We start from the raw sequence: 26,604 nt of genomic DNA on the forward strand, positions 1-26,604 counted from the left end.
GTGACGTTATTGCCGCGTGCCGGAGAGGTCAACACCGCCTGCGCGGGTGCCGGTCGATGGCAGCCACGGCGGGCAGGTGGTGGAGTGGTGACATGAGCCCCGCGACGCCCCCGCCCCCGCCGTCTCCCGACTCCTCCTCCGCGCCCTCCCCGGCCCCCGCCCTGCGCGACCGCGCCGTCGCGGCAGCCGTCGCCCAGGGGCTGGTGAGCGCCGCCGACCCCGTCGCGGGGCTGCTGGACATCACCGGAATCCGCCGTTCCGCCGCCGAACTGCGCGCCGCGTTCGACGCGTTCACCGCACCCGGCACGCCGGTGCTGCACGCCTTCGCCGTCAAGGCCGCCTCGCTCGTCCCCGTACTGCGGCTGCTCGCCCAGGAGGGCCTGGGCTGCGAGGTCGCCAGTCCCGGCGAACTGGCACTGGCCCGCGCGGCCGGTGTGCCACCGGCCCGTACCGTGCTGGACTCGCCCGCCAAGACCCACGCCGAGCTGCGCGAGGCGCTCGCCCTCGGCATCGCCGTCAACGCCGACAGCTTCGGCGAACTGGACCGCCTGGACGCCCTGACCGCCTCCGCGCCGACCGCCTCGCCGCTGGGCCTGCGCGTCAACCCGCAGCTCGGCGGCGGCAGCATCGACGCGATGAGCACCGCCACCGGCACGTCGAAGTTCGGTGTGGCGCTGCGCGACGAGGACGCCCGCGAGCGGGTCGTACGGACCTTCCTGGAGCGGCCGTGGCTGACCCGGCTGCACGCCCACGTCGGCTCCCAGGGGATGCCGCTGGAGCTGATGGCGGACGGGGTGCGGGTCCTGTACGAGCTGGCCGAGGAGATCAACGAGAAGGCCGCGCGGGCCCAGGTCACCACGCTGGACATCGGCGGCGGCCTGCCGGTGAACTTCGCGTCCGACGCGATGGCGCCGACGTACCGCGACTACGCCCGGCTGCTGCACCGCACCGTGCCCGGGCTCTTCGACGGCCGGTACGGCCTGGTGACCGAGTTCGGCCGCTCGCTGCTCGCCAAGCACGGCCTGGTCCTGGCCCGTGTCGAGTACGCCAAGTCGGCCGGCGGGCGGCGCATCGCGGTCACCCACGCGGGCGCGCAGGTCGCCACCCGTACGGTCTTCGCGCCGGACGCCTGGCCGGTGCGGGTGGCCGCGTACGACGCGCAGGGGCGCCCCAAGACCGGTGAACCGGTCGCCCAGGACGTCGCCGGGCCCTGCTGCTTCGCGGGCGACCTGATCGCCCGCAACCGGCCGCTGCCGCCCCTGGAGCCGGGCGACCACGTCGCCCTCCTGGACACCGGCGCGTACTACTTCTCCACCCACTTCGCGTACAACTCGCTCCCCCGGCCCGGGGTGTACGGGTACGCGCCGGACCCGGACGGCGAGCCGCGCTGGGCGACCGTACGGGCCGCGCAGCGGGTGTCCGAACTGGTCGCGGAGAGCGGCGGCGCGTACGGGGACGCGCTCACCCAGCTCTAAAGATCTCCTGGAGCGGGCATCCCGGGCTCATGCGGACCCCCTCCACGGACTCCCCGGAACCGGCCGACCCGAACGGCCCGAGCGCCCCCGACACCCCCTGCGCCGCGCCATCGGGCCCAAACTGCTGATCCTGCTGGTGGTCGGGGACATCCTCGGCACCGGTGTGTACGCCGTCACCGGCAAGGTCGCGGGCAAGGTCGGCGGCGCCCTGTGGCTGCCCTTCGTGATCGGCTTCGGCATCGCCGCGCTGACCGCCGCCTCGTACGTGGAGCTGGTCGGCAAGTACCCGAAGGCGGCGGGGGCCGCGCTCTACACGCAAAAGGCGTTCCGGGCGCCGTTCCTGACGTTCCTCGTCGCCTTCATGGTGATGTGCTCGGGCCTGTCCTCGGCGAGCGCCGCGGCCCGCGCCTTCAGCGGCGACTATCTGCGCACCTTCGCCGATCTGCCGCCGACCCTGGTCGCGGTGGTGTTCGTGCTGGCGCTGGCCGCGCTGAACCTGCGCGGTGTGGCGGAGTCGGTCAAGGCGAACGTGGTGCTGACCCTGGTCGAGGTGTCCGGCCTGCTGATCATCATCGGGCTGGGGGTGTACGCGGTCTGGACCGGCGGCGGGGAGCCGGCGCGGCTGGCCGAGCTGGACACCGGCGGTACCGGATTCGCGGTGCTGACCGGCGTACTGGGCGCCACCGGACTCGCCTTCTTCGCCTTCGTCGGCTTCGAGGACTCGGTGAACATGGCGGAGGAGACCGCGCACCCGGGCCGCAGCTTCCCCCGCGCGATCTTCCTCGGGGTGGGGATCACCGGCACCGTCTATGTCCTGGTGGCCCTGGTCTCGTCCCTGCTGGTCGACCACCGGCGGCTCCAGGAGTCGTCGGCACCGCTGCTGGAAGTGGTGCACGCGGGCGGCGTGACGTTCCCGCCGACGGTGTTCGCGCTGATGGCGCTGTGCGCGGTCACCAACTCCGCACTGATCAACATGATGATGGCCTCCCGGCTGTGCTACGGAATGGCCAACGAACGCATCCTGCCGCGCGCCGTGGCCCGCGTCCTGCCGGGCCGCCGTACGCCCGTCGTCGGCATCGCGCTGACCACGGTGCTGGCCCTGGGCCTGGTCCTCACCGGCGAGATCGAGGGCCTGGGCGACACGACGGCCTTCCTGCTGCTGTGCGTCTTCGCGGTCGTCAACGTGGCGGTGCTGGTGCTGCGCCGCGACCGGGTGCCGCACCACCACTTCCGTACGCCCGCCGTCTTCCCGGTGCTCGGCGCCGCCGGGGCCCTCGCGCTGGCCAGTCCGCTCGCCGACCGGGCGGTCGAGGTGTACGTACGGGCCGCCGTGCTGGTGGTGGTCGGCATCGCGCTGTGGGGCGTGAACCGGCTCGTCCTGCGCGTCCGGGGGGAGTGACTTCCAGCCGTCGGAGCAACTGCCGGGCCGGCCGTCAGACCTTCGCCACCCTCGGTCGGGCCGCCTTCGCCCCGCCGGGGCGCGCGTCCTTGGCCGCCACACCCGTCGTCAGGTAGCCGCGGACGTCCCGTCCGGCGGGCCCGCCGCGTACGGCAGCCTCCGTACGGACCCACAGCAGCGCGTCGTGCTCCCGCTCCCAGCGGCCCAGCCACAGCGCCTTGGCCCACAGCCCGAGGCCCGCCCCGGCCAGCAGCATCCCGCCCGCCGCGGGCAGCGCGAACGAGGAGCCGAGCGCGGCCAGGAAGGCAAGCAGCAGCCACCAGCGGTGAGCCCGCCGCCAGGTCCGCAGCGTCACGGCACGGTCCTGGAGGATCGCCGACTTGCCGGCCCGGGACGCCGCCTTCGCCAGGTGCGCGTACCGCTTGCGGCGCACCGCGAAGACCCCGTACGCCGTGACGATGAACAGCGCCGCCCCGGCGAACACCCCGATCCGCCGCCCGGTCAGCCCGGGCACCAGCACGCCCGCCCCCGCGGCCACCACACCCGGCCACCACAGCCACCCGGCCGGCGCCCGGACCAGCACCGCCACCCGCGCCAGCGCAACAGCCCCGCGACCCACGACAACCTCCTCCTCGCTCCACGATCCGGCTACGGATCGACGTCACGGCGGCGGATGGTAGCCAGCCCGTCTGAGAATTCCGTGAAGCCGGTCGTCAGGCCCGTGGAGCGGTGGCGGCTCACTCCACGAACAGCCCCCGCTCGGCCGCCTTCGCGTCGAACTCCTCCAGCCGCGCCTGCGCGTCCGGCAGCGCGTCGCACATCGCCTCCAGCAGCACCCGGCCGAGCAGCATCGGCGCGCAGGCCGTGTCGAAGGCGAGGCCGGTGCCGACGGCTGCGGGCAGCAGCAGGTCGGTGTGGCGGGCGACCGGCGCGAAGGCGCTGTCGGCGACCGTCACGACGGTCAGACCGGCGGCGCGCGCGTACTCCAGGGCGTCCACCACCTCGCGCGGGTGGCGCGGCAGCGCGAAGCACAGCAGGGTGCTCGCGCCCGCCCGCACCGCCGCGTCGATGCGGTCGGTGAGCATCGTGCCGCCCTCGTCGAGCAGCCGGACGTCCGGGTGGACCTTGCGCGCGAAGTACGCGAAACCGGCGGCCTGCGCGGTCGCCGCCCGCAGCCCGAGGACCGGCAGCGGCCGGGAGGCCGCGAAGAGCCGGCCCGCCCGGACCACCGGGCCCGGGTCGGCCAGGACCGCCGCTAGGTGCCGCAGGTTGTCGATCTCGGCCTGTACGGCCTGCTGGTACTCGTTGTACGTCCCGGTGCCGCGCGCCGCCGCGGCGGGCGCGACCTCCCGCAGGTGCTTGCGCAGCGCCGGGTAGCCGTCGAAGCCGAGGGCGACCGCGAAGCGGGTCACCGAGGGCTGGCTGACCCCGGCCAGTTCGGCGAGTTCGACGCTGGAGAGGAAGGGCGCGTCGGCGGCCCGGCGCACCATGCAGTGCGCGATGCGCCGCTGGGTCGGGGTGAGGCGGTGCCCTTCGAAGAGCTTCTGGAGGCGCGCCGCCGTGCCGGTGGCCGCTCCGGGACCGGGCTCCGGCGTACCGTGCGCCCCCTGCGTCATCTGGGTGCCGTGCGCCCCCCGCGTGCCCGCTTCCGCTCCCGCTTCCGCCGCCGTGCCGCCGCGGTCCTCGCCGCCGTCCCCGTTCATCGCTGCCTCCCGGCCGTGTTCGCGGCCGTGCTCCCGGCCTTCGTGTCGTTGCTGGTCGTGCGGGGCGGCGGCGTACCGCGCGGGTCCCGTCCCGCCGCCCGACTGTACGTAATCGGGACGCGCTCCCCGTCCCTTTCCCCGCCGGCGCCCTCGCCGCCCGCCGCGCCCCTTTCCTCCCGCTTCACAGCGCGGCCGGCCCGTCCAGCAGCCCCTCCGCCATCGCCACGTCCTCCATCAGCGGGCGGTCCGCCATCCGCGCGTCCAGCGCACCGGCGGCCAGGGCGAGGGTGAGCGCGTCGCTGCTGATGAAGGCGAGGGCGTCGTTGCCGTTTACGCCGAGTCCGCGCCCGTCGAGGGCGACCGTGCGCGCGGGCCCGGCGGGGCCGTCCGCGGCGGGCGTACGGCCGGGACGCCTCTCCTGGTCCGGAGTCCGGGACGGCATGGTGCGCGGCTCCCTTCCCCGACAGCCCTTATTCACTCACTGATGACTCTGCATGACGATATACAGTCGGGCAAGAGTGCGGGACGTGGTCGGGCAAGAGGGCAGGATCGCGGGGCACGGCCGGGCAGCACCGCGGGACCGCGGGACCGGCATCAAGGACATCCGGCGCCCCCCTCACACCCGTACCGCCGACCCCCGCTCGCTCAGCCGCGGCGCGCACAGCATCCGCTTGCGCCGGACGCGCCGCCCCTCGACGGCGGCGACGGCCAGCCGTGCCGCCTCCGCGGCGATGCCGGCGAGTCCCCAGTCCAGCGTCGTCAAGGGCGGGGTGAGCACCCGGGAGACGGGGTGGTCGTCGAAGCCGACCACCGAGACGTCCCGGCCGACCGCCAGCGACGCCTCGGCCGCCGCCGCGTAGACCCCGTACGCGATCGAGTCGGAGAAGCAGAACACCGCCGTCGGCGTCACCCCGCCGGGTCCGCCGCCGCCCAGCACGCGCCGCGCGACCGCCGTCGCCTCGCCCAGTTCCTGGGCGCACGGCAGGACTTCGGCGGTGATGCCGAGGCGCCCGGCCGCCTCCCTCACGTACACGTCGGCGGGCCGGTCGGGGGTGGACGGGCCGGTCGGCGTCAGGACGGTGACCCGGCGGTGGCCCAGCCCCACCAGGTACTCCAGTACGGCGTCGATCCCGGCGCGGTTGTCGAACAGCACCTCGCCCGCCGTACGGGCGCGGCGCAGCGAGTCTCCGATGGACACCACCGGCACCGCCTCGGCGATCTGCGCCCAGCCCGCCGCCGAAGGATCGACCGGTGACACCAACAGGCCATCGACACGCTGGTCGCGCAGTTGTTTGGCCAGGGCGAGTTCGCGCTGCGGGTCGCCGCCCGCGTCGAGGATCAGGGCGTAGCGGTCGCCCGCGAGCAGCTCCCGTCCTATCGCCGCCATCAGCTGCTGCTGCCAGAGGTCCTGGAGGTCACCGGCCAGCACGCCGACCATGCTGGTCCGTCCGCTGGCCAGGGCGCGGGCGATGGGGTCCGCCTCGTAGCCGAGTTCGGCGGCGGCCTTGCGCACCCGCTCCTCGGTCTCCTTGGAGACGTGCGTGCCGCGCAGGGCGTAGGAGACGGCGGCGGTGGAGAGCCCGGTGGCCTCGGCCACCTCGCGGAGGGTGGTGCGCTTACGGGGCCTGACCATGCCGGAAGCCTACCCAAGGCAGCGGCGTCTCCCGCGTGTTGCTTCGCCCGCCCGCCGCCGGGTGCGCGCGGGCGCCCCTGCCGTTCCCTTGACGCCGTTCCGGTCAATCGCTTCACTCAATCGCATCACTGAAGCGGTTGACCTCCTCCACCCACGGGAGGAAGTCCGTGCCTTGCGACGTCCATCAGCACGTGTGGCCCCCGCGGTTCACCGGCCTGCTGCGCGCCCGCCGGGTGCCGCCCCGCCTGGACGGCTGGACGCTGCACCTGCCCGGCGAACCCCCGTACACCGTCGTTCCCGCCGACCACGACCTCACCGCCCGGACGGAACTGGCCCGCGCCGACGGGCTCGACCGGGCCCTGATCTGCCTCTCCAGTCCGCTCGGCGTCGAATTCCTGCCGCCCGCCGAGGCCGTCCCGCTGCTCGACGCCTTCCACGAGGGCGCGCTCGCGCTGCCCGCGCCCTTCGGCGTCTGGGCCTCACCCTGCCTGTCCGCCCGGGCTCCCGACCCCGCCTCCGTCGTGCGGCTGCTGCGCAGCGGCTGCGTCGGGCTGCAACTCCCCGCCACCGCCTTGCCCGACGCCGCCGGGTGGGCCCGTCGCGCGCCGTTTCTCGATGCTGCGGAAGGCCTGGGCAGGCCCCTGTTCGTCCACCCCGGGCCCGCTCCCCCGGCCCCGCCGGGCAGCCCTCCGTGGTGGCCCGCCCTGGTCCCGTACCTCCAGCAACTGCACGCCGCCTGGTTCGCCTTCCGCGCCTTCGGCCGCCCCCGCCATCCGCGCCTGCGCGTCTGCTTCGCCGCTCTCGCGGGCCTCGCCCCGCTGCACGGCGAACGGCTCGCCGCGCGCGGCGGCCGGGACCGCGGGCGCGTCGACCCCGGCGTCTTCTACGACACCTCCTCCTACGGCACGCGCGCCGTGGACGCGGTCGTCCGCGCCGTCGGCATCGACGCCCTGGTGCACGGCAGCGACCGCCCGTACGCCGTGCCGGACGTGCCCGACCTCGGCGCCACCGCCGCGCACGCCCTGCGCACCACCAACCCCGCCCGCCTCCTCGGCCCGGCGTAAGGAGCCCGCACATGTCCCCCGAGGTCCCCGCGGCACCCCCGCCGCACGACGTCCCCGCGCTCTTCACCGCCCTCCCCGCCCGCAACCTCGGCAAGCGCGAACTGCGCACCCTGGTCGACCGGCTGGCCGCCGCGCCCGGCCTCTGGCGCGGCGAGGTCGCCTTCTCCGACGCCGAGCGGCACTACGCCTCCCTGCACCGCGACACGTACGTGGACGTCTGGCTGCTGTGCTGGACCCGGCGGAACGACACCGGCTGGCACGACCACGACCTCTCGTCCGGCGCGGTCCGGGTCGTCCAGGGCGTGCTGACCGAGTCCAACCCGCGTATCGGCGGCGCGCACCTGGCCGCCCCCGTCCGGGCCGGCGCCTCCTTCTGCTTCGGCCCGGACCACATCCACCGGCTCACCGGCGCCACCGACGACGCAGTGTCCCTGCACGCGTACTCGCCGCCGCTGTGGCGTCTGGGGCAGTACGCCATCACCGAGGACGGACTGATGCGCCGCCTCTCCGTCTCGTACGCGGACGAGCTGCGCCCCTTGGAGCCCGCGGCCTGCGCGGACCTCCGTACACCCGGGCCCGGAGCCATGGCCGGGCCCGGAGCCACGTCCGGGTCCGGGTCCTGAGCCGCGCCCACGGCCGTACCCGGAGGCCCCGGTTCCACCTTTTCCGGTCCCGGGTATTGATTTTCCATTCACCCACATCGATCCTGCATGAACTCATACAGCCGATGCGCGGAAGAGGACAGCCGATGGCGGCAGTGGTGGAACAGCGCACGATCGACGTCGTCCCGGACGACGAACGCCACGGCACGCCGGTCAGCCAGTTCACCCTGTGGCTCGGCGCCAACCTCCAGATCACCGCCGTCGTCACCGGCGCGCTGGCCGTCGTCTTCGGTGCCAACGCCTTCTGGTCCCTGATCGGTCTGCTGCTCGGCAACCTCCTCGGCGGCGCGGTCATGGCGCTGCACTCCGCCCAGGGGCCGCGGCTCGGCCTGCCGCAGATGATCACCTCCCGGGCCCAGTTCGGGGTGCGCGGCGCGGTGGTGCCGCTGGCCCTGGTCATCGTGATGTACATCGGCTTCTTCGCCAGCGGCACGGTCCTTGCCGGGCAGGCGGTCGGCGAGCTGACGCACCTGGGCGCCACCCCGGGCATCGTCGTCTTCGCCGTGGTCACCGCCGTCGCCGCCGCGGTCGGCTACCGGCTCGTCCACATCCTGGGCCGCGTCGCCAGTGTCGTCTGCGCGCTGGCCTTCCTCTACCTCGGCGCGCGCCTGCTGGAACGGGCCGACCTGGCCGTGCTCCTGCACGACCGGTCCTTCTCCTTCCCGCTCTTCCTCCTCGCCGTCTCGCTGTCCGCCTCCTGGCAGCTGGCCTTCGGCCCGTACGTCGCCGACTACTCCCGCTACCTCCCCCGGCACACCTCCACCCGCGCCACCTTCTGGTGGACGCTGTCCGGCTCGGTCCTCGGCTCGCAGTGGTCGATGACCTTCGGCGCGCTCGCCGCCGCCGCGGCCCCCGCCGCCTTCGTCGGCCACGAGGTCTCCTACGTCGTCTCCCTGGGCGGCACCGGCCTGATCGCCTCGGCGCTGTACTTCGTCATCGCCCTCGGCAAGCTGACCATCAACGTGCTGAACACCTACGGCGGTTTCATGTCGCTGGTCACCAGCGTCAGCGGCTTCCGCAAGCCGGGGGCGCCCGGCGCCGGAGGCACGGGCAGCACCCTCACGCCGCGCGGCCGGACCCTCTACATCACCGGCATCATGCTCGCGGGCACCGCCGTCGCCCTGCTCGGCAAGGACTCCTTCCTCACCTCGTTCAAGGACTTCCTGCTGTTCCTGCTGACCTTCTTCACCCCCTGGTCGGCGATCAACCTGGTGGACTACTACCTGATCTCCAAGGAGCGCTACGACATCCCGGCGCTCAGCGACCCGGCGGGCCGCTACGGCGCCTGGAACGGCCGGGCACTGGCGGTGTACGCGGCCGGGGTGCTGGCCCAGTTCCCCTTCCTGGCCACCCACTTCTACACCGGCCCGCTGGTCTCCCCGCTCGGCGGCGCCGACCTCTCCTGGCTCGTCGGCCTGGCCGTACCCGCCGTCCTGTACTGGACCGTCGCCCGCCACGACACCGGCCGCGTCCCGCCCGCCGGCACCGAAGAGCCGGGCCGCACCCCCACGAATACGGGGAAAGCCCTACCGCGCGGCCCGCTTCCCGTCCGTAATCTCGGCAGCATGGCTACCCATGACCCGGAGTTGCGGAAAGAACTCGACGCGACCCTGCAGACCCGCAAGGAGCTGGGGCCGGAGTACGAGTCGGAGTTGGTCGAGCGTTTCCTGGAGAAGCTCGACACGTCGGTCGACCAGCGGGTGCGCCGGCAGTTCGCCGAACAGCAGATGCAGGTCGCGCGCGGCGCGCAGCCGCCCCGTCCACGGTCCGGGCCCGGCAACGGCTACGGCGAGCGCTTCGGCTTCGCCACCGTCTCCCTGGTGCTGGCGATCCCGCTGTCCGCGATCGGCGCGGCCTACGCGGACCTGATCGGGATGCTGGTCAGCTGGGCCGGGATCGTCGGCGTCAACGCGCTGCACACCTCGGGCCTCTTCGGGTGGGCGCCCGGGAAGCGCAAACGGGAGGCGGACGGATGGGACTGAGCCGCCCGGCGCGGGCCGGGAGGCGGCCGACGCGGGCCGGGAGGCGGTCGGCGCAAGGGGCGTTCCGCGGATCGGCGCGCGGGGCGTTCCGCAAGCCGGCGCGCGAGTCCGTGCGCGGACCGGCGCGAAGGCCGGTGCGCGGGGACCGCCGCACCCCGGCCGGGGCCGGGGGCGGGACGACGGCGGTCCCCGCGGGGACGCGGACCGGGTCAGGGCCGGTCGTCGCGTCCGGGCGATCTGCGGAAGGTCCGGGAGCCGCTCCGGAAGTCCGTATCGCCACCGTCACCACTGTGCCGGGCCTGTGTTAAGCCCGTGCTGCGGGCGCGTGACGCATACGTAGCCCTTGCGGTCTCCGCCCGTTTCCTGACGGCCGCTTGACGCCGGCTGTCCTCGGCGCCGCGCACCGCCCGTCCCGGGCTCCCCGGCGACCCCGTGTTACGCCTGCTTGGCCTCCCGCGCCAGGAAGGCGAGCAGGTCCTGCCGGCTCACCACGCCCGTCGGCTTGCCCTCGACGAGCACGATCGCCGCGTCCGCCTTCTCCAGGACCGCCATCAGGTCACCGACCGGCTCGCCCGAGCCGACCTGCGGCAGCGGCGGGCACAGGTGCTTCTCCAGCGGGTCGGAGAGCGACGCGCGCTGCGCGAACAGCGCGTCCAGCAGCTCGCGCTCCACGACCGAGCCGACGACCTCCGCCGCCATCACGTCGGGGTGCCCGGCGCCCGGCTTGACGATCGGCATCTGCGAGACGCCGTACTCGCGCAGCACGTCGATGGCCTCGCCGACCGTCTCCTCCGGGTGCATGTGGACCAGCGAGGGCAGCGCGCCCTCCTTGTGCCGCAGCACGTCGCCGACGCGCGCCGCGGGACCGGCGTCCTCCAGGAAGCCGTAGTCCGCCATCCACTCGTCGTTGAAGATCTTGCTGAGGTAGCCGCGGCCGCTGTCCGGCAGCAGGACCACCACCACGTCGTCCTCACCGAGCCGCTCGGCGACCTCCAGGCCCGCCACGACCGCCATGCCGCAGGAGCCGCCGACCAGCAGGCCCTCCTCCTTGGCCAGGCGCCGGGTCATCTGGAAGGCGTCCTTGTCCGAGACCGGCACGATCTCGTCGGCGACCGTACGGTCGTAGGCGCTCGGCCAGAAGTCCTCACCGACGCCCTCGATCAGGTACGGACGGCCCGAGCCGCCGCTGTAGACCGAGCCCTCCGGGTCGGCGCCGACGACCTTGACCCGGCCCTCGCTGGCCTCCTTCAGGTAGCGGCCGGTGCCGCTGATGGTGCCGCCGGTGCCGACGCCCGCGACGAAGTGAGTGATCTTTCCCTCGGTCTGTTCCCACAGCTCGGGACCGGTCGTCTCGTAGTGCGAACGCGGGTTGTTCGGGTTGCTGTACTGGTCCGGCTTCCAGGCGCCCGGCGTCTCACGGACCAGCCGGTCCGAGACGTTGTAGTACGAGTCCGGGTGCTCCGGGTCCACCGCCGTCGGGCAGACCACGACCTCGGCGCCGTACGCCCGCAGCACGTTGATCTTGTCGGTGGACACCTTGTCCGGGCAGACGAAGATGCACTTGTAGCCCTTCTGCTGGGCCACGATCGCCAGGCCCACTCCGGTGTTTCCCGAGGTCGGCTCCACGATGGTGCCGCCCGGCTTCAGCTCACCGGACTTCTCGGCGGCCTCGATCATCCGTACGGCGATCCGGTCCTTCACGGAGCCGCCCGGGTTGAAGTACTCGACCTTCACCAGGACGGTCGCCCGGATCCCTCGGGTGACGTTCCTGAGCTTCACCAGCGGGGTGTTGCCGACGAGCTCGATCATGGATTCGTAAAACTGCACGGTGGTCTCCGCTGTCGGGGGCGCGCTGTCCTGCGCCCATCCGACCAGCCTATTGCCCGCCCCTCATGGAGTCGCCGCGCGTTGCACGGCCCGCCCGACGGGGCACCACCTTGGTACGGCACTTCTCGCCGCCGCCACCACGACGACCCGCCCCGGGCCCCGCGGCCCGCCTCCGCCACCGACTCCGCCCGCCGCTCCGACTCCGTCCGCCCGTCACTCCGCACGACATTCCGTACGTTTTCGCACGCACTGCACGGGGAGGTGCCCGGCCTATGCCGATGACGATGTCCAGGGCGAGGGTGGCACGGCGGATCGCCGCCGCCGCCGCGGTGGGCGGCGGCGGGATCGGTCTGCTCGGCGTGGCCGGTGTCGGCCTGCTGCTGACCGAGGTCCGCCTCGCCCGCCGTACGGTCGGCGGCTCCAGCACCCAGCCGCCCTGCGCGGACGGCCGCTACGGCTCCGCCTTCGCCCACCGCACCGACCGGCCGGCGCTGCGCCTGGGCTTCCTCGGCGACTCCACGGCCGCCGGACAGGGCGTCCACCGCCCCCGCCAGACCCCGGGCGCGCTGCTCGCCTCCGGCCTCGCCGCCGTCGCGGAGCTGCCGGTCGACCTGCACAACGTGGCGCTGCCCGGCGCCCAGTCCGACGACCTCGACCGGCAGGTCACGCTCGTCCTGGCGGGGCCGGGACCGGCGCCCGACGTCGTCGTCATCATGATCGGCGCCAACGACGTCACCCACCGGATGCCACCGGCCCGCTCGGTGCGCCTGCTGTCCGACGCGGTCCGCCGGCTGCGCGAGGCGGGCTGCGCCGTGGTCGTCGGCACCTGCCCCGACCTGGGCACCATCGAGCCGGTCTACCAGCCGCTGCGCTGGGTCGCCCGCCGCCTGTCCCGGCAGCTGGCCGCCGCGCAGACCATAGGGGTGGTGGCGCACGGCGCCCGTACGGTCTCCCTCGGCGACCTGCTGGGCCCCGAGTTCGAGGCGCACCCCCGCGAACTGTTCGGCCCCGACAACTACCACCCCTCCGCCGAGGGCTACGCCACTGCCGCGATGGCCGTCCTGCCCACCCTCTGCGCCGCACTCGGCCTCTGGCCCGAGGAGGAGCACCCGGAGCCGTACCGCCGCGAAGGCATCCTCCCGGTGGCCGAGGCCGCAGCCCAGGCCGCGGACGAGGGCGGCACCGAAGTCACCGCCACCCGCGCCCCCTGGGCTCTGCTCAAACACCGCAGGCGGCGGCAGATCCCCACACCGGAACCGACGGAGGCCGCAGAGAGGACCAGCCCGTCCCGGGGCACCTCCCAGCGCTGAGCGGGGAAGCTCCCGGACGAGCAAGACGAAAACGCCCGGGACGGCAAAACCGGCCGGCCCGGCCCTTGAACACGAGCAAAGCGAAACCAGCCCGCCCGACGTTCGAGGACGAGCGAAGCAAACCCAGCCCGTCCGGCGCTTGAGCACGAGCAAAGCGAAACCAGCCCGTCCGGCGCTTGAGGACGAGCGAAGCGAAATCAGCCCGTCCGGCGCTTGAGGACGCCCGCCGCAGGCGCACCGTGCCCGCAGACACACCTACGCCGCACCCCCATCCACCGCAGCCAAGCGCAGCGATAAGCACCCGCTTAGAAAAGAGTTCCGCATCACAAGCGCTACCGCGTGACCTCCGCCCTACGGCCGGGTAACTTCCCCCTCAGCCCTGCCAGTCCTTCCCCTGGAGCCGTCATGCCCGAAGCCGTGATCGTTTCGACCGCCCGCTCCCCGATCGGCCGCGCCTTCAAGGGCTCCCTGAAGGACGTACGGCCGGACGACCTGACCGCCGGCATCATCCAGGCCGCCCTCGCCAAGGTCCCCGCGCTCGACCCGGAGGACATCGACGACCTGATGCTCGGCTGCGGCCTGCCCGGCGGCGAGCAGGGGCACAACCTGGGCCGGATCGTCGCCGTACAGATGGGCATGGACCACCTGCCCGGCTGTACGGTCACCCGCTACTGCTCGTCCTCCCTCCAGACGACCCGGATGGCGCTGCACGCCATCAAGGCGGGCGAGGGCGACGTCTTCATCTCGGCCGGCGTGGAGACCGTCTCGCGCTCCGTGAAGGGCACCTCGGACGGGATGCCCGAGACCCACAACCCGCTGTTCGCGGACGCCGAGGCGCGCACCGCCGCCCGCGCCGAGCAGGAGGGCGCCGACTGGCACGACCCGCGCGCGGACGGCCTGCTCCCCGACCCGTACATCGCGATGGGGCAGACCGCGGAGAACCTGGCCCGCGCCAAGGGCGTCACCCGCCAGGACATGGACGAGTTCGGCGTACGGTCCCAGAACCTCGCCGAGCAGGCGATCGAGAACGGGTTCTGGGAGCGCGAGATCACGCCGGTGACCACGCCGGACGGCACGGTCGTCAGCAAGGACGACGGCCCGCGCGCGGGCGTCACCCTCGAAGGCGTACAGGGCCTCAAGCCGGTCTTCCGCCCCGACGGCCTGGTGACGGCGGGCAACTGCTGCCCGCTCAACGACGGCGCCGCGGCCCTCGTGATCATGTCCGACACCAAGGCCCGCGAGCTGGGCCTGACGCCGCTCGCGCGGATCGTCTCCACCGGCGTCAGCGGCCTGTCGCCGGAGATCATGGGCCTCGGCCCGGTCGAGGCGTCCAAGCAGGCCCTGCGCCGCGCGGGCCTGGGGATCTCCGACATCGACCTGGTGGAGATCAACGAGGCGTTCGCCGCCCAGGTGATCCCCTCGTACCGGGACCTCGGCATCGACCTGGACCGGCTGAACGTCAACGGCGGCGCGATCGCCGTGGGCCACCCCTTCGGGATGACCGGCGCCCGTATCACCACCACCCTGATCAACTCTCTCCAGTGGCACGACAAGCAGTTCGGCCTGGAGACGATGTGCGTGGGCGGCGGCCAGGGCATGGCCATGGTCGTCGAGCGCCTGAGCTGACCCCCGGCCGGCGGGGCGCCGTCCACGGCGGACGGCGCCCGGCCGACGGTACGGACGGCGCCCGGCCGACGGTCAGGCACGGCCCGCCGCCCCCCGGACGCGGCCCGCTTCCGCGACCGTCCGTGCCCGTACGTCCCCCATCGGCGCCACACCCGCACCCTGCGTCCCAACTGACGTACACAGAGCGACCGTCGGTGAGCTGGGTCACCGGTTGACGAGATCGCGATCAAATCGCCCCCAGGATTGTGACCAAACCCCCCACGGGACCACGTTCTCGCAGGTCAGCAAGGTGTCACCCGAACGCACCAGGACCGAATCCCCGTCCGGTCGAGGACCTGCGGCACTGGGCCCGGTCGCCGACGACCGGCAGCCTGATGTAGGAAGTCGGGGGACATTCTGCTAATGGGAGTACGTCAGTGAGCGCCATCACTCTTGCCCTGCTGCTGGCCGCGGCGGTCGCCGTGGCCCTGGGAGCGGCCGCCCTGTACACCGCCCACGCGCTGCGCCGCCAGGTCACCGGGTTGCGCGCCGAGCTCCTCGCCGCGTACGCGGACGCCCGCGCCGAGGCACGCGCGCAGTCCGCCGCGCCGAGCATCCCCGCCGCCCGCACCACCCCGGACGCGGGGCACGCGCTCGCCGACATACGGGCCGCCGTCGCCGACGCGCTGGCCGAGGAGCGGGAGCGCGAACTCGCCGAGGCGCGCGCCTTCTGGGCCGCCCAGGAGGCCAGGGACGCCGCCGACGCCCCGTCCCTGATGGGCCCGCTGGACGGCGGCATCGACCACTTCGACCCGCACGAGCGCCTCGACGACGTGTACTTCCTGCCCCGGCAGGCGGACCTCGCCGGGCTGGAGCCGCTGCTCGGCCCGGACGCGCCGCACGCCGCCGACGGGCCGGGCGCCCTGGAGGCGCTGGAGGTGGAGGCGCTGGAGAGCGAGGCCACCGAGGAGACGGAGTCCGCCGAGCTGGCCGCCGCGCGCCGGCGCCACCCCTCGCACCCGGACTTCACCCCGGCTCCCGCCGTCGGTGACCACGAGCGCACCGTCGGCCGTCTGGAGGAGCTGGCCCGCGACCGCACCCCGCTCGCGGACGTCCGCCCCGGACCGCTCGGCACCCTGGACGTCTACGTCTTCACCGACGGCACCACGATCTGCATGACGCCCGGCCACCGCGAGACCGCCGAGCGCGTCGCCGCGGCCCTCCGCGCGGGCAGCGCCCCCGTCCTCCTGGGCGGCTCCGGCATCTCCGGCGCCTACGCCCTGACCTTCTCCTGGGGCCCCGCCACCACCGACAACGTCTACATCCTCGCGGACCGCGTCATCGCGTCCCTCTGAAAATCGGCCTGCCCGCGCCGGCAAACGCCCTGCCCGCGCCGGAGGATCCGGCCGGAAGCAGCCGTTCCCCGGAGGGCTCAGCAGCGCGCCGAGGCCCCCGCACCAGTTCCACCGCCGCCGCCAGCGCGCGCTCGTCGCCGGCGGCGCGTACCGCCTCCACCAAGTCGTGCCCGGCCACCGCCACTTGGTCACCGACCGCGAACATCCCGGCGTCCGGGATCTCCCGGGGCTCCCGTCCCGGCTCCTCGACGTGCTGCGCCCGCACCGCCAACTCACGGGCCAAGGCCAGCGCTTCGGCCGCCGCGCCGCGCGCCAGGACGCTCTGCGGCAGCGCCCGCAGGCGGTCGGCGAGGGCTTCCACGGCAGTCTGCAAAGGCATTACGTCAAGCACAGGCCGAGCTTATGCGCCACTCCCGGGTGGTTGCCAACACCCCAACGGTCAGGCACGGTGGGCTGAAGGACCAGCATCGAACGCGTCCGGAGGCGCCGATGTCTCAACTCTTCTCCGAAGAGACCCACCGGAACCTGCTCTCCCGCATCCCCCACTGCACCGGCCGCGAAGTCTCCGACTGGCTTCGCACGGTGGATGAAGGCCCCGCTCTCTTCCGCTTCGAGGAGAAGGTCAGCTGGCTCCGGGGCGAGCACAACCTCGCTTACGGGCACGCCAAGGCGATCGTCCACGAATACGACCTCAGGCGCGCCGCGCGCAAGCTTTAGCCGTGCCCGCCGAGAGACATGGCGAAGGGCCCGTGGGAACACCCACGGGCCCTTCGTCAGGTCACCGGCCGGGTCACCGCGACGGGCGTGGCCCGCCGCGGTGCTCCGCCTCAGTCCCGGAGGATCGAGATCAGCCGCAGCAGCTCCATGTAGATCCACGCCAGCGTCACGGTCAGGCCGAACGCGGCCAGCCAGGACTCCTCGCGCGGAGCGCCGTACGCGATGCCGTCCTCGACCTGCTTGAAGTCCATCGCCAGGCACAGCGCGCCGAGCACGACGCCGACGACGCCGAACAGGATGCCCAGGCCGCCGCTGCGGAAGCCGAGGCCGTCACCGCCGCCGAAGGCCATGAACAGCACGTTGACGAACGACAGCAGCACGAAGCCGAGCAGCGCGATCATCAGGTAGCGCGTGAAGCGGGCGGTGACCCGCACGATGCGGGTCTTGTAGGCGACGAGCATGGCGACGAAGACCGCCATGGTGCCCATCACCGCCTGCATGGGTGCGCCGCTGAACTTCGGGATGTCGTTGATCGCGCCGCTGAGCGCGCCGAGGAACAGGCCCTCGAACGCGGCGTAGGTCAGGATCAGGGCCGGCGAGGGCTTGCGCTTGAAGGACTGGACGAACGCCAGCACCATCGCGATCAGACCGGCGCCGACGGCGAAGCCGAGGCTCTTGGTCAGGAAGATCCAGCCGACCGCGGCACCGGCGATCACGGTGCCGAGCGTCATGCCGGTACGCAGCAGGACGTCGTCCATCGTCATCCGACGGGTCTGCGGCGCGTACTGCGGTGTCTGGGTTCCCGGCGCGGCATCCTGGGCGTACGGGTTGCCGCCCTGGGCGTACGGGTTCGTCCCGGCGTAAGGGTTCGCTGCGGCCCCGGCCTGCGGCGGCGCGTCGAAGCCCGCGTAGCCGTTGTTGTCGCGGCTGAACCCCCGTCGCGAGAAGACCGGGTTGCTGCTCCTCATCTCACTCCTCCATGGCCGCCGTGCGCGGCCTTCCCACAAGGGTAATGGCTTGGCAAAAGCACGTTCTAGTTCTTGAGCAGGATCTTCACCGCAACTTCGGGTGATCAATCCCGCACGGGGACGATTCCCCTGGTGGATCACGTCCGTAGGACGTACGGGAGGCCGAGAAGGTGCCCGGACGCCGTTGAGGGACCGTACGCGGGTGGCGTGCGGTCCCTCAACGGGTTTCGGCGGCCGGTGGCGGCCGCCGGACGGGTCACTCGTTGTTGACGCCGTTCTGGGAGAGGAGCGGCAGCTTGTCGATGATGTGCGACAGTGCCTGGTCCTGCTGGGACTCGGTCGAGCTCTCGACACACTCCTGGTACTGGTCCGAGGACAGGATGTCCTGCACGCCGATGTTGACCAGGGCCACGATGTTCTGGATGTTCACGACCGGGATGCCGATGCACAGCTTGTTCAGCGAGTCACCGATGAGCGTGGCGTCCGGGCTCATGTCGCCCTCGGTGCCGCCGTTGCCGAACGCCTGCGCCGAGTGATTGCCGTTGGCCGTTCCCGTACTGCGGCCGTCCCCCACCGCCATGGCCTGCGGAGCCGCCGCCGCGGAGATACCGACCAGAGACGCGGCAACCGCCACGCCCGCCATCATCTTGTTCATCTCGAAACCCCTTCAGGAAATGAACTCCCATGACGAAGGGAGCCCTGTAAGCAACAACCCGGTACGGCCGAGAAAGTTGCGCATCATCACCCGAACAGATCGACATTCCAGTTCGCCGGACGGAATGCCACTCTTCCGTGTGGGCTTTCGGCAGCACGTTCCGGGGACGATTCTCCCGCTCCCGCCGAACAGCGAAAGGACAAGGTTTACCGGATGGTCGCCCCCGTGGACGCGATGCGCGTGAAAGAAGAAATCGTCGCGGCGGTGCGCCGCGGCGACGACGCCGGCGTCGACACCCTGCTCGGCCGCTTTGCCCGGGTCGCCGATCTGGAAGCGCTGATGAGTCTGCGCAGAGCTCTGCTGGAACAGCCGGACGAGCGCGGCTGACTCGGCACGCGCACCCGCCCCGGGAAAACACCGCAGGGAAAAGGGCCCGCGCCGCCGGACGGCGACAGCGCGGGCCCTCACCCCGGTCACGCGGCGACGGCACCCGTCACTGGTTGTTGGTGCCGTTGACGGAGAGGACCGGCAGCTTGTCGATGAGGTGCGACAGCGGCCCGTCGCCCTGGACCTGGGTCGAGTTCTCGACACACTGCTGCTTCTGGTCCGAGGACAGCAGGTCCTGCACACCCACGTTGACCAGGCCCACGACGTTCTGCACATTGTCGATGGGCACCGCGATGCAGGGCTTGTTGAAGGAGCCCTGGATGAGCGCGAACTGCGGGCTCATGTTCCCCATCGTGGAGAAGTTGCCGTACGTCTGGGCCGCGCCGTTGCCATTGACCGTGGTGACCTTGCGGTGGTCTCCGACGGCCGATGCTTCTGGGGCGGTGGCGGCCGCGATACCGACAATGGAAGCAGCCGTGGCCACTGTTGCCAGCGCCTTGTTGATCATATGTGATCCTTCGCGTTTCGGGATGCTCTTTACCCGGGGGCAGTGTGCACAACTCGGTGTGACGAGCTTGGTTGTGCTCCATCACTCAAATGATTTCGCGTACAACTGAGCGGCACAGTTGTACCGCGGGCCGGGCCTTACTTACGGGCCGGCTTGGCCACCTCGACGCCCCTGAGCCCCGGCGTCTTCTGAGTGACATCCCCGACGGTGTTCAGCAGCTTCTTCGTGGCAGTGGAACTCTGCAGATCGCTGGAGGTGTTCTCGACGGTCCGGACCACCGGGTCGAGCTGCCGGCCGTCCAGCTGCTTGTTCTTCAGGGCGTCCGCAAGACCACCGTTCAGGCTGAAACTCGGCACCTGCCCCGGTGCACCGGCGAAAACGGGGGACGCCGCTCCCAGAGCCATGACGGAACCGGCCAGAAACGCGGCCGTCTTCGCGTACTTCACTTTCCGCTGTCCTTTCCTGAGCGGTGCTGGCGACCGCCGCGGCCGAATACACCGCGCGGCCTCCCCGGCTCTCTCCGGACCACCGCTTTTTCGGTGTTCATCGATGTCGGCCCGAAAGAGAAACCCATCCGTTTCACCACTTCCCGGCCCCCTCCGACGCGAAGGGCCCCGGCACGCTTGGCTGGCGCGCCGGGGCCTTTCGCTCCATCCACTGCTACCCGTTCGACGCGGTGCGTCAGTCGTTGACGCAGGTGTTGCCGAACGCCGGGTTCAGCAGACCGATGATGTCGATCGAGTTCCCACAGAGGTTGATCGGGATGTGGACCGGAATCTGGAGAACGTTGCCGGAGAGGACGCCGGGGGAGTTCTGGGCGGCGCCCGAGGTACCCGCGTCGGCGAACGCCGGAGTGGCGGCTCCGGCCGCCATGAGCGTTCCAGCAGCGACTGCGGCAACCTTCGCGTACTTCACTTTCAGCCCTTTCCGCAGCGGAGTCTGAAACGGTCACGTCCTTCGTGCCGCACGGGCGCCCTCTAGATCGCCCGTAACACCGCTACCAATATGTGTAACGATTCGTCCGCGCCGACGAAACTCCTGCGAAGTCGATTTTCACGAGGAATCGCCCGAATGGTTCAGCGCGGCACAGATAGAAGAGTGGGTAATGCGGGGACTGCATGCGCTTTTTTAAAGCGCAAAGGCCCGAGTCGTTCAGGAGGAGAGAACCGACGCCCCGGGCCTTTTACGGCAGACCGGCTCAGCTGTTGTTGACGCCGTTCTCGGACAGCAGCGGGAGCTTGTCGATGATGTGCGACAGCGCCTGGTCGCCCTGCGACTCGGTCGAGTTCTCGACACACTGCTGGTGCTGGTCCGAGGACAGGATGTCCTGGACGCCGATGTTGACCAGGGCCACGATGTTCTGGATGTTCTCGATCGGGATGCCGATGCAGGGCTTGTTGAGCGTGCCTTCGATCAGGCTCAGCTGGGGGGACATGTCACCCTCGGTGTTGGCGTTGCCGAACGCCTGCCCCGCGCCGTTGCCGTTGGCCGTCGACGTGCCGCGACCGTCACCGACAGCCATGGCCTGCGGAGCTGCCATGGCCGAGACGCCGACGACGGACGCAGCTACGGCCGTCGCGGCCAGGAACTTCTTGATCACGATTCACCCTTCTCGAAGCGGAGTGTCCGTTTCCGGAGCGTCCTGGACAACTCGCGTCCGCCAGTTCAGTTTCGCCGGTTCACCCGAATGCCACGAAACCGTAGACACATATCACCGCGCCATCGCCCGCCCGGGTGCGCATGCGCCAATCAAAAGCCCCCGACGCCGGGCGGCCGTCATCGAAATCGCGAAAATGAGCGAAACCGTCATCGGCTCCGCCCACCGCGCCATTCCCCGCCCCGGCTGTCATAATCCCGCCGCACAGAGAAAGGCCCCGCGACACGCGGGGCCTTTCCTGGTCTCAGCGGGTGGGCGGGCCCAAGAGCCGCCCGTCCCGCGGAAGCCGGCTCACTGCTCGACGTTGCCGATCGCCAGGCCGACCTTGGTCACGTTCTTCTTGTACTTGAACTTGTACGTGTCGTTGTCGTTGTACGTGTACGCCTTGTTGTCGTTGTACTCGTTGTGCTCCTTGTGCACCCGGTCACAGTGGAACTTGCCGTACTTGGCACCGCAGTTGTTGCCGGCGCTGAGGCGCGGCGCGTCGTCCCACGACGCGGCGGAGGCCAGGCCCGAGAGCGGGACGACGGCAAGGGCGGCGATGGCGAACGAGCCCGCGGTACGACCGATGAACTTGCGCATGCTTTCTCTCCTCGTGCGCAGAAATGTGACACGGGATGTCTACCGCGGCCGTATGTGATCGAACACGCGCTGCCATGTGATATATCTGTTCGGGTCCGAAGTGCGACCATTTGCAGCACCAGCGTTTCCCCCGTGGAAATGCTTGCGCTATCCACGGCGACACGCATTCGTGCGGTGCGCCGAATGCGGGACCGGCCCGCGGGCCCGGCGCCCGCGCGCCGCGGGCACGCCCCGTGCCGGCGCCGGGGAACGGAGCGCCGCCCGGCACACTGGACGGGAGCGGGGACGCGCCCCGGGAGCCCGGCCGGTCCGGGCGCACACGTGGAGGAGCGATGGCCCAAGGCAGGCGGCACCTGACGATCACCACAGTCGTCGACGCCGAGGAATGCGCGGTGCTCCGGGTGGCCGGGGAACTGGACGTGCACGCGGAGCGGCAGTTCCTGGACGAGTCGGGGGCCGTGATCGCGGCCGGGCACCGGTTCCTGGTGCTGGACCTGACCGCGCTGCGGTTCTGTGACTCCCGCGGCCTGAACTGCCTGCTCGCCCTGGAGTGGCTGTGCCGGCGGATGAACGGCCGCCTGCTGCTCGCCTCCCTGGGCGTCCGCGTCCTGCACGTCCTCCTGGTCACCCGGGCCGTGGACGCGCTGGCCTGCTTCCCGACCGTCGGTCACGCGCTGGCCGCCGTCCCCGAGGAGATCCGCCCGGCCTGGCCCCCCGGCGGAACGACGCCCGCGGACGGTGACGGCAGCGACGGCGAAGGCGACAGCGACGACAGCAGGAGCGGCCGGAACGGCGCTGCCGAGAACAGCGAGAACGTCGCGGGCGACAACCGCGGGAATGCGAGCGACCACCGCGGGAACGGGATCGACGGGAGCGGGCACGGCACCAAGTCCCGCGCCACGGACGCGTACCGCTCTCACGGCCAGGGACCGACGCAACGCGACGGCCGGGGCAGCACCGCCCCGTAACCGTCCGGCGGGCGGGGGACGTCCGGACCGTCAACCTCCGCTTCGGACACCGCCATCGACCCCCGCCCGACGGCGGATAACGTCCGGCGGCACACGTCCCCGCGGCCGCGTCCGCCGTCCACGCGCGATAGCGCCACGTGCTCCCGCCGTGCTCCCACGGTGGCCGCGCGCAGCGCTACCTGATCAGCGTTCCCCCAGGTCAACCGGGCTGTGCCGTACTGTGCCCGGAGCCGGACTTGAACCGGCACGGCCCGAAGGCCAGCGAGGTTTAAGCTCGCCGTGTCTGCATTCCACCATCCGGGCCTGGGCTCCCCCATGCCACCTCAAAGGGGGCAGCACGAGCCTAGCCCGCAGTGCCCGCCGAACAGGGGCCCGTCTTCCCGAGGTTGTCTTATTTTATTGGCAACTGAGGGGTCATCAGCGGCTGGTACGGGCCTTCGGCACATGCCTGCGGCCCACCCCCGCCGCTCCGGCGCCTGCCGTCGGCCGTGTCCGGATTGACGGAAACTCGATGCCGCACGCGCGCCCCCGCGAGCGCCCTTCCGCCCCCTCGGCCCTGTCGTCACCTCTCGGGGTCTCCGTCATACCCAGGGATGACCGGCCGGGTCCGTGGTACGCCCCAGGGCTCCCTCAGGACGGGCTCAGGGGGTGACGTTGGCGTGCCCACGTCTCCCCCACGATGGAAAAGCCGCGTCCACCCGGCCCTCCACAATCCCGACATTCGACAGGAGTCTCTTTCCGTGAGCACCACCCACACCGGCGTTCCCCCCGCCACCCGCGCCACGGTGGCCGCACGCGCCACGGATCTCACCAAGGTCTACGGACAGGGCGAGACCCAGGTGGTCGCGCTGGACCAGGTGTCCGTGGACTTCCGGCAGGCCGAGTTCACCGCGATCATGGGCCCCTCCGGGTCCGGCAAGTCCACCCTCATGCACTGCATGGCCGGACTGGACGCCATATCGTCCGGCTCGGCCCTGATCGGCAGCACCGAGCTGAACGGCCTGAAGGACAAGAAGCTCACCCAGCTGCGCCGCGACAAGATCGGCTTCATCTTCCAGGCGTTCAACCTGCTGCCCACGCTCACCGCGCTGGAGAACATCACGCTGCCCATGGATATCGCGGGCCGCAAGCCCGACCGGCAGTGGCTGGACCAGGTCGTCCAGACGGTCGGCCTGTCCGGGCGGCTCAAGCACCGGCCCGCGCAGCTCTCCGGCGGCCAGCAGCAGCGCGTCGCGGTGGCCCGCGCGCTGGCCTCCCAGCCGGAGATCATCTTCGCCGACGAGCCGACCGGCAACCTCGACTCCCGCTCCGGCGCCGAGGTGCTCGGCTTCCTGCGCAACTCCGTACGGGAACTGGGGCAGACCGTGGTGATGGTGACCCACGACCCGGTGGCGGCGGCCTACGCGGACCGGGTGATCTTCCTCGCCGACGGCCGCATCGTCGACGACATGGCCGACCCGACCGCCGACCGGGTCCTGGAGCGCATGAAGGGCTTCGACGCCAGGGGCCGCGTCAGCTGACCGGTACCAGCAGCCAGCTCACCGCCTCACTCCCCCAGGACCCACCATGTTCCGTACCGCCTTGCGCAACGTGCTCGCGCACAAGGCCCGGCTGCTGATGACCGTCCTCGCCGTCATGCTCGGCGTGGCCTTCGTCTCCGGCACCCTGGTCTTCACCTCCACCCTCTCCGACGCCACGCAGAAGAGTTCGCAGAAGGGCTTCGACGGCGTCGACGTGGCCGTCCAGCCGCACCGCTCGGACGCCGCCGACGCCAGGCCCGGCAAGGCCCCCGGGCTGAGCCAGGCACTCCTCGACCAGGCCGGCAAGGTGCCCGGCGCGGCCGGCGCCACCGGCACCGTCGACGGGTTCACCGCCATCGCCGACAAGAAGGGCAAGCTGGCCGGCAACGGCACCAGCTCCCGCGGCCGCAACTACTACCCCGGCGCGGACGGCAAGGACGCCCGCTTCCCGATGACGTCCGGCACCGCCCCCAAGGGCGCGCACGAGGTCGCGCTGGACTCCGGGACCGCCCAGAAGACCGGCTACAAGGTCGGCGACACCGTACGGCTGTCCGTCGACGGCCCGGTCCGCGAGGCGAAGGTCTCCGGTATCTTCACCACCGACGACGGCGCGGTCTCCTCCGGCGGCAGCCTGGCGCTCTTCGACACCGCGACGGCGCAGAAGCTGTTCGCCGCGCCCGGCGAGTTCAGCGAGATCGACGTCGAGGCCGCGCCCGGCACGTCCCAGGACGCGCTGAAGGCGGCGGTCGACAAGGTGCTGCCGGACACCGCCGAGTCCGTCACCGGCAAGAAGCTGGCCGACGACCAGGCCGAGATGATCGCCAAGAGCATGGACAGCATGAAGACCGGCCTGCTGGCCTTCGCCGGTATCGCGCTGTTCGTCGGCATCTTCATCATCGCCAACACCTTCACCATGCTGGTCGCCCAGCGCACCAAGGAACTGGCCCTGATGCGCGCGGTCGGCGCCAGCCGCCGCCAGGTCACCCGCTCGGTGCTGATCGAGGCGTTCGTGGTCGGCGCGGTGGCCGCCGTCACCGGCCTGCTGGCCGGTATCGGCATCGGCGCCGGGCTGCGGGCGCTCACCGGCGCCCTCGGCACCGTCCCGGAGGGCCCGCTGGTCGTCGCCCCCTCCACCGTCGTCGTCTCGCTGCTGGTCGGCACCGTGGTCACGGTGCTCGCCGCCTGGCTGCCGGGCCGCCGCGCCGCGAAGATCCCGCCGGTCGCCGCGATGAACAGCGTGCACGCGGCGGCGAGCACGAAGTCCCTGGTGGTGCGCAACGCCATCGGCGCCGTCCTGGCCGGCGCGGGCATCGCCTGCGTCCTGGGCGCCACCGCGATCGGCGCCGACGGCAAGGGGCTGATGGCGCTCGGCGCCGGGCTGCTCCTGATCGGTGTCTTCGTGCTGACCCCGCTGCTGTCCCGCCCGATGATCGCGGCCGCCGCGCCCGTCCTCCGCGCGTTCGGCATCTCGGGCAAGCTGGCCCGGCAGAACGCGGTGCGCAACCCGCGCCGTACGGCCGCCACGGCCTCCGCCCTGATGATCGGGCTCACCCTGGTCACCGGCCTGACCGTGATCGCGGGCAGTGTCCAGAAGGGCGTCGACAAGATGGCGACCGACGCCCTGAAGGCGGACTACGTCGTCGGCATGGCCACCATGGGCCCGCTCTCCCCCGACGTCGCGGCGAAGCTGGCGGCCGACCCGCAGGTCACCGCCTCCAGCCCGCTGCGCAACGCCCCCGCCCGGATCGGCGGCGAGGCCGAGTCCCTGACCGGCGTCGACGGCAAGGCGATCGGCGAGCTGACGAACCTGAAGTTCACCGCGGGCTCCTTCGACGGGCTCGGCACGCCGGGCTCCCACCGGGCGGTCGTCGACAGCGGCACCGCGAAGCAGCACGGCTGGCAGGTCGGCTCGTCCTTCGAGACGACCTTCGAGGACGGCAAGAAGGGCCGGCTCACCGTCTCCGGTGTCTTCGAGGGCAACGACATGCTTCAGGGCATCCTGCTCGACACCTCCGTGCTCGCCCCGCACCAGAAGCACCCCACCGACGCGCGGGTGATGGTCAAGACGAAGGGCGGCGCGAGCGAGGCCGCCAAGGACTCCCTGACCGAGACGCTCGGCAAGAACCCGGCGATCTCCGTGCAGGACAAGAAGGACGTGTCCGAGGGCATCGCCCAGATGATCAACCTGATGCTGAACATGCTCTACGGGCTGCTCGCCATGGCCGTGGTCGTCGCGGTGCTCGGCGTGGTCAACACCCTGGCCATGTCGGTCTTCGAGCGGTCGCAGGAGATCGGCATGCTGCGGGCGATCGGCCTGGACCGGGCCGGCATCAAGCGGATGGTGCGGCTGGAGTCGCTGGTGATCGCGCTGTTCGGCGGGGTCCTCGGCATCGGCCTGGGCGTCTTCTTCGGCTGGGCCGCCGGTGAGCTGATCGGCGGCTCGATGTCCACCTACGAGCTGGTGCTCCCGTGGGACCGGCTGGGCATCTTCCTGGCGCTCGCCGCGGTGGTCGGCATGCTGGCCGCGCTGTGGCCGGCCCGCCGGGCCGCGAAGCTGAACATGCTGGCGGCGATCAAGGCCGAGTAGCGGACGCCGTCACGACGGGGCCCCGGTGCCCGGACCGCGC

At 71.9% G+C, this 26,604-nt stretch carries 25 protein-coding genes, 1 tRNA gene and 1 pseudogene; 13 read left to right on the forward strand and 14 right to left on the reverse strand.

What is annotated here, in order from left to right; translation table 11 throughout:
- Positions 1-92 precede the first annotated feature (92 nt).
- Together ACEXOX_RS20185 and ACEXOX_RS20190 are read left to right on the forward strand one after the other, a co-directional pair.
- Positions 93-1,475 (forward strand): diaminopimelate decarboxylase, encoded by a 1,383-nt coding sequence (locus ACEXOX_RS20185; RefSeq protein WP_406522299.1) that lies wholly within the window; start codon positions 93-95, stop codon positions 1,473-1,475.
- A 97-nt stretch (positions 1,476-1,572) separates the two neighbouring features.
- The gene (locus tag ACEXOX_RS20190) at positions 1,573-2,874 is read left to right on the forward strand and encodes an APC family permease (protein WP_406526404.1); all 1,302 of its coding nucleotides are present in this window, start codon (positions 1,573-1,575) and stop codon (positions 2,872-2,874) included.
- Between the two features lie 34 nt (positions 2,875-2,908).
- Here ACEXOX_RS20190 and ACEXOX_RS20195 read toward each other — a convergent pair whose 3' ends face one another.
- The 4 genes from ACEXOX_RS20195 to ACEXOX_RS20210 all read right to left on the reverse strand — a co-directional run bounded on the left by ACEXOX_RS20195 (position 2,909) and on the right by ACEXOX_RS20210 (position 6,210).
- Entirely contained in the window at positions 2,909-3,493 is a 585-nt protein-coding gene (locus tag ACEXOX_RS20195) for a hypothetical protein (protein ID WP_406522300.1), read from the reverse strand.
- A 118-nt stretch (positions 3,494-3,611) separates the two neighbouring features.
- Complete coding sequence (locus ACEXOX_RS20200) at positions 3,612-4,490, reverse strand: MurR/RpiR family transcriptional regulator (protein ID WP_406526405.1); 879 nt, start codon at positions 4,488-4,490, stop codon at positions 3,612-3,614.
- A 268-nt stretch (positions 4,491-4,758) separates the two neighbouring features.
- On the reverse strand, positions 4,759-5,019 hold the full coding sequence (locus ACEXOX_RS20205; RefSeq protein ID WP_406522301.1) for a hypothetical protein: 261 nt from the start codon (positions 5,017-5,019) through the stop codon (positions 4,759-4,761).
- A 174-nt stretch (positions 5,020-5,193) separates the two neighbouring features.
- Positions 5,194-6,210 carry a LacI family DNA-binding transcriptional regulator gene (locus tag ACEXOX_RS20210; protein WP_406522302.1) on the reverse strand — a complete coding sequence of 339 codons (1,017 nt, stop codon included), beginning with the start codon at positions 6,208-6,210 and terminating at the stop codon, positions 5,194-5,196.
- Positions 6,211-6,377: 167 nt separating this feature from the next.
- Between ACEXOX_RS20210 and ACEXOX_RS20215 the strand changes: the two genes are divergently transcribed.
- The 3 genes and pseudogenes from ACEXOX_RS20215 to ACEXOX_RS20225 all read left to right on the forward strand — a co-directional run.
- The gene (locus ACEXOX_RS20215) at positions 6,378-7,274 is read left to right on the forward strand and encodes an amidohydrolase (RefSeq protein ID WP_406522304.1); all 897 of its coding nucleotides are present in this window, start codon (positions 6,378-6,380) and stop codon (positions 7,272-7,274) included.
- Between the two features lie 11 nt (positions 7,275-7,285).
- A complete protein-coding gene (locus tag ACEXOX_RS20220; RefSeq protein WP_406522305.1) occupies positions 7,286-7,897 on the forward strand; it encodes a cysteine dioxygenase in 612 nt (203 codons plus the stop codon).
- 125 nt (positions 7,898-8,022) lie between these two features.
- Positions 8,023-9,456 (forward strand): annotated as a pseudogene (locus tag ACEXOX_RS20225) (purine-cytosine permease family protein); the annotation flags it as partial.
- Positions 9,457-10,353: 897 nt separating this feature from the next.
- Here ACEXOX_RS20225 and ACEXOX_RS20230 read toward each other — a convergent pair.
- A complete protein-coding gene (locus tag ACEXOX_RS20230; RefSeq protein WP_406522307.1) occupies positions 10,354-11,745 on the reverse strand; it encodes a cystathionine beta-synthase in 1,392 nt (463 codons plus the stop codon).
- A gap of 272 nt (positions 11,746-12,017) precedes the next feature.
- Between ACEXOX_RS20230 and ACEXOX_RS20235 the strand changes: the two genes are divergently transcribed.
- The 3 genes from ACEXOX_RS20235 (at position 12,018) to ACEXOX_RS20245 (ending at position 16,015) form a co-directional block, all read left to right on the forward strand.
- Complete coding sequence (locus tag ACEXOX_RS20235) at positions 12,018-13,055, forward strand: SGNH/GDSL hydrolase family protein (RefSeq protein ID WP_406522308.1); 1,038 nt, start codon at positions 12,018-12,020, stop codon at positions 13,053-13,055.
- Between the two features lie 405 nt (positions 13,056-13,460).
- The gene (locus ACEXOX_RS20240) at positions 13,461-14,681 is read left to right on the forward strand and encodes an acetyl-CoA C-acetyltransferase (protein WP_406522310.1); all 1,221 of its coding nucleotides are present in this window, start codon (positions 13,461-13,463) and stop codon (positions 14,679-14,681) included.
- Between the two features lie 416 nt (positions 14,682-15,097).
- Entirely contained in the window at positions 15,098-16,015 is a 918-nt protein-coding gene (locus ACEXOX_RS20245; RefSeq protein ID WP_406522312.1) for a hypothetical protein, read from the forward strand.
- Here the strand turns inward: ACEXOX_RS20245 and ACEXOX_RS20250 are convergent.
- Positions 15,999-16,394, reverse strand: a complete 396-nt coding sequence (locus tag ACEXOX_RS20250) for a hypothetical protein (RefSeq protein ID WP_406522313.1) — start codon at positions 16,392-16,394, stop codon at positions 15,999-16,001. The two genes, ACEXOX_RS20245 and ACEXOX_RS20250, sit on opposite strands and share 17 nt — an antisense overlap.
- 110 nt (positions 16,395-16,504) lie before the next feature.
- Here ACEXOX_RS20250 and ACEXOX_RS20255 point away from each other — a divergent pair, with 110 nt between their 5' ends.
- Positions 16,505-16,732 carry a DUF4287 domain-containing protein gene (locus ACEXOX_RS20255; RefSeq protein WP_003984087.1) on the forward strand — a complete coding sequence of 76 codons (228 nt, stop codon included), beginning with the start codon at positions 16,505-16,507 and terminating at the stop codon, positions 16,730-16,732.
- A 110-nt stretch (positions 16,733-16,842) separates the two neighbouring features.
- Here the strand turns inward: ACEXOX_RS20255 and ACEXOX_RS20260 are convergent, their stop codons facing one another.
- On the reverse strand, positions 16,843-17,700 hold the full coding sequence (locus ACEXOX_RS20260; RefSeq protein ID WP_406522316.1) for a Bax inhibitor-1/YccA family protein: 858 nt from the start codon (positions 17,698-17,700) through the stop codon (positions 16,843-16,845).
- A 256-nt stretch (positions 17,701-17,956) separates the two neighbouring features.
- Entirely contained in the window at positions 17,957-18,355 is a 399-nt protein-coding gene (locus ACEXOX_RS20265) for a rodlin (protein WP_406522318.1), read from the reverse strand.
- 225 nt (positions 18,356-18,580) lie between these two features.
- Between ACEXOX_RS20265 and ACEXOX_RS20270 the strand changes: the two genes are divergently transcribed.
- On the forward strand, positions 18,581-18,742 hold the full coding sequence (locus tag ACEXOX_RS20270; RefSeq protein ID WP_406522320.1) for a hypothetical protein: 162 nt from the start codon (positions 18,581-18,583) through the stop codon (positions 18,740-18,742).
- A gap of 106 nt (positions 18,743-18,848) precedes the next feature.
- Here the strand turns inward: ACEXOX_RS20270 and ACEXOX_RS20275 are convergent, their stop codons facing one another.
- The 5 genes from ACEXOX_RS20275 to ACEXOX_RS20295 form a co-directional block, all read right to left on the reverse strand.
- Positions 18,849-19,250 carry a rodlin gene (locus ACEXOX_RS20275; RefSeq protein WP_030021627.1) on the reverse strand — a complete coding sequence of 134 codons (402 nt, stop codon included), beginning with the start codon at positions 19,248-19,250 and terminating at the stop codon, positions 18,849-18,851.
- 137 nt (positions 19,251-19,387) lie between these two features.
- Positions 19,388-19,696 carry a hypothetical protein gene (locus tag ACEXOX_RS20280; protein WP_030021625.1) on the reverse strand — a complete coding sequence of 103 codons (309 nt, stop codon included), beginning with the start codon at positions 19,694-19,696 and terminating at the stop codon, positions 19,388-19,390.
- 235 nt (positions 19,697-19,931) lie between these two features.
- A complete protein-coding gene (locus ACEXOX_RS20285) occupies positions 19,932-20,165 on the reverse strand; it encodes a chaplin (RefSeq protein WP_406522322.1) in 234 nt (77 codons plus the stop codon).
- A 283-nt stretch (positions 20,166-20,448) separates the two neighbouring features.
- The gene (locus tag ACEXOX_RS20290; protein ID WP_031009423.1) at positions 20,449-20,850 is read right to left on the reverse strand and encodes a rodlin; all 402 of its coding nucleotides are present in this window, start codon (positions 20,848-20,850) and stop codon (positions 20,449-20,451) included.
- 348 nt (positions 20,851-21,198) lie between these two features.
- Positions 21,199-21,489 carry a hypothetical protein gene (locus ACEXOX_RS20295; RefSeq protein ID WP_030021621.1) on the reverse strand — a complete coding sequence of 97 codons (291 nt, stop codon included), beginning with the start codon at positions 21,487-21,489 and terminating at the stop codon, positions 21,199-21,201.
- A 332-nt stretch (positions 21,490-21,821) separates the two neighbouring features.
- Between ACEXOX_RS20295 and ACEXOX_RS20300 the strand changes: the two genes are divergently transcribed.
- Complete coding sequence (locus ACEXOX_RS20300; protein ID WP_406522325.1) at positions 21,822-22,457, forward strand: STAS domain-containing protein; 636 nt, start codon at positions 21,822-21,824, stop codon at positions 22,455-22,457.
- A gap of 221 nt (positions 22,458-22,678) precedes the next feature.
- Here the strand turns inward: ACEXOX_RS20300 and ACEXOX_RS20305 are convergent.
- Positions 22,679-22,760: transfer RNA gene (locus tag ACEXOX_RS20305), tRNA-Leu, on the reverse strand.
- A 437-nt stretch (positions 22,761-23,197) separates the two neighbouring features.
- Here ACEXOX_RS20305 and ACEXOX_RS20310 point away from each other — a divergent pair.
- Positions 23,198-23,977, forward strand: coding sequence for an ABC transporter ATP-binding protein (locus ACEXOX_RS20310; RefSeq protein ID WP_406522327.1), 780 nt, complete (start codon positions 23,198-23,200; stop codon positions 23,975-23,977).
- 46 nt (positions 23,978-24,023) lie between these two features.
- Positions 24,024-26,564, forward strand: a complete 2,541-nt coding sequence (locus ACEXOX_RS20315; RefSeq protein WP_406522329.1) for an ABC transporter permease — start codon at positions 24,024-24,026, stop codon at positions 26,562-26,564.
- Positions 26,565-26,604: the final 40 nt, after the last annotated feature.

This window comes from Streptomyces sp. Ac-502 (genome assembly GCF_045222935.1).
Classification (GTDB): domain Bacteria; phylum Actinomycetota; class Actinomycetes; order Streptomycetales; family Streptomycetaceae; genus Streptomyces; species Streptomyces monomycini.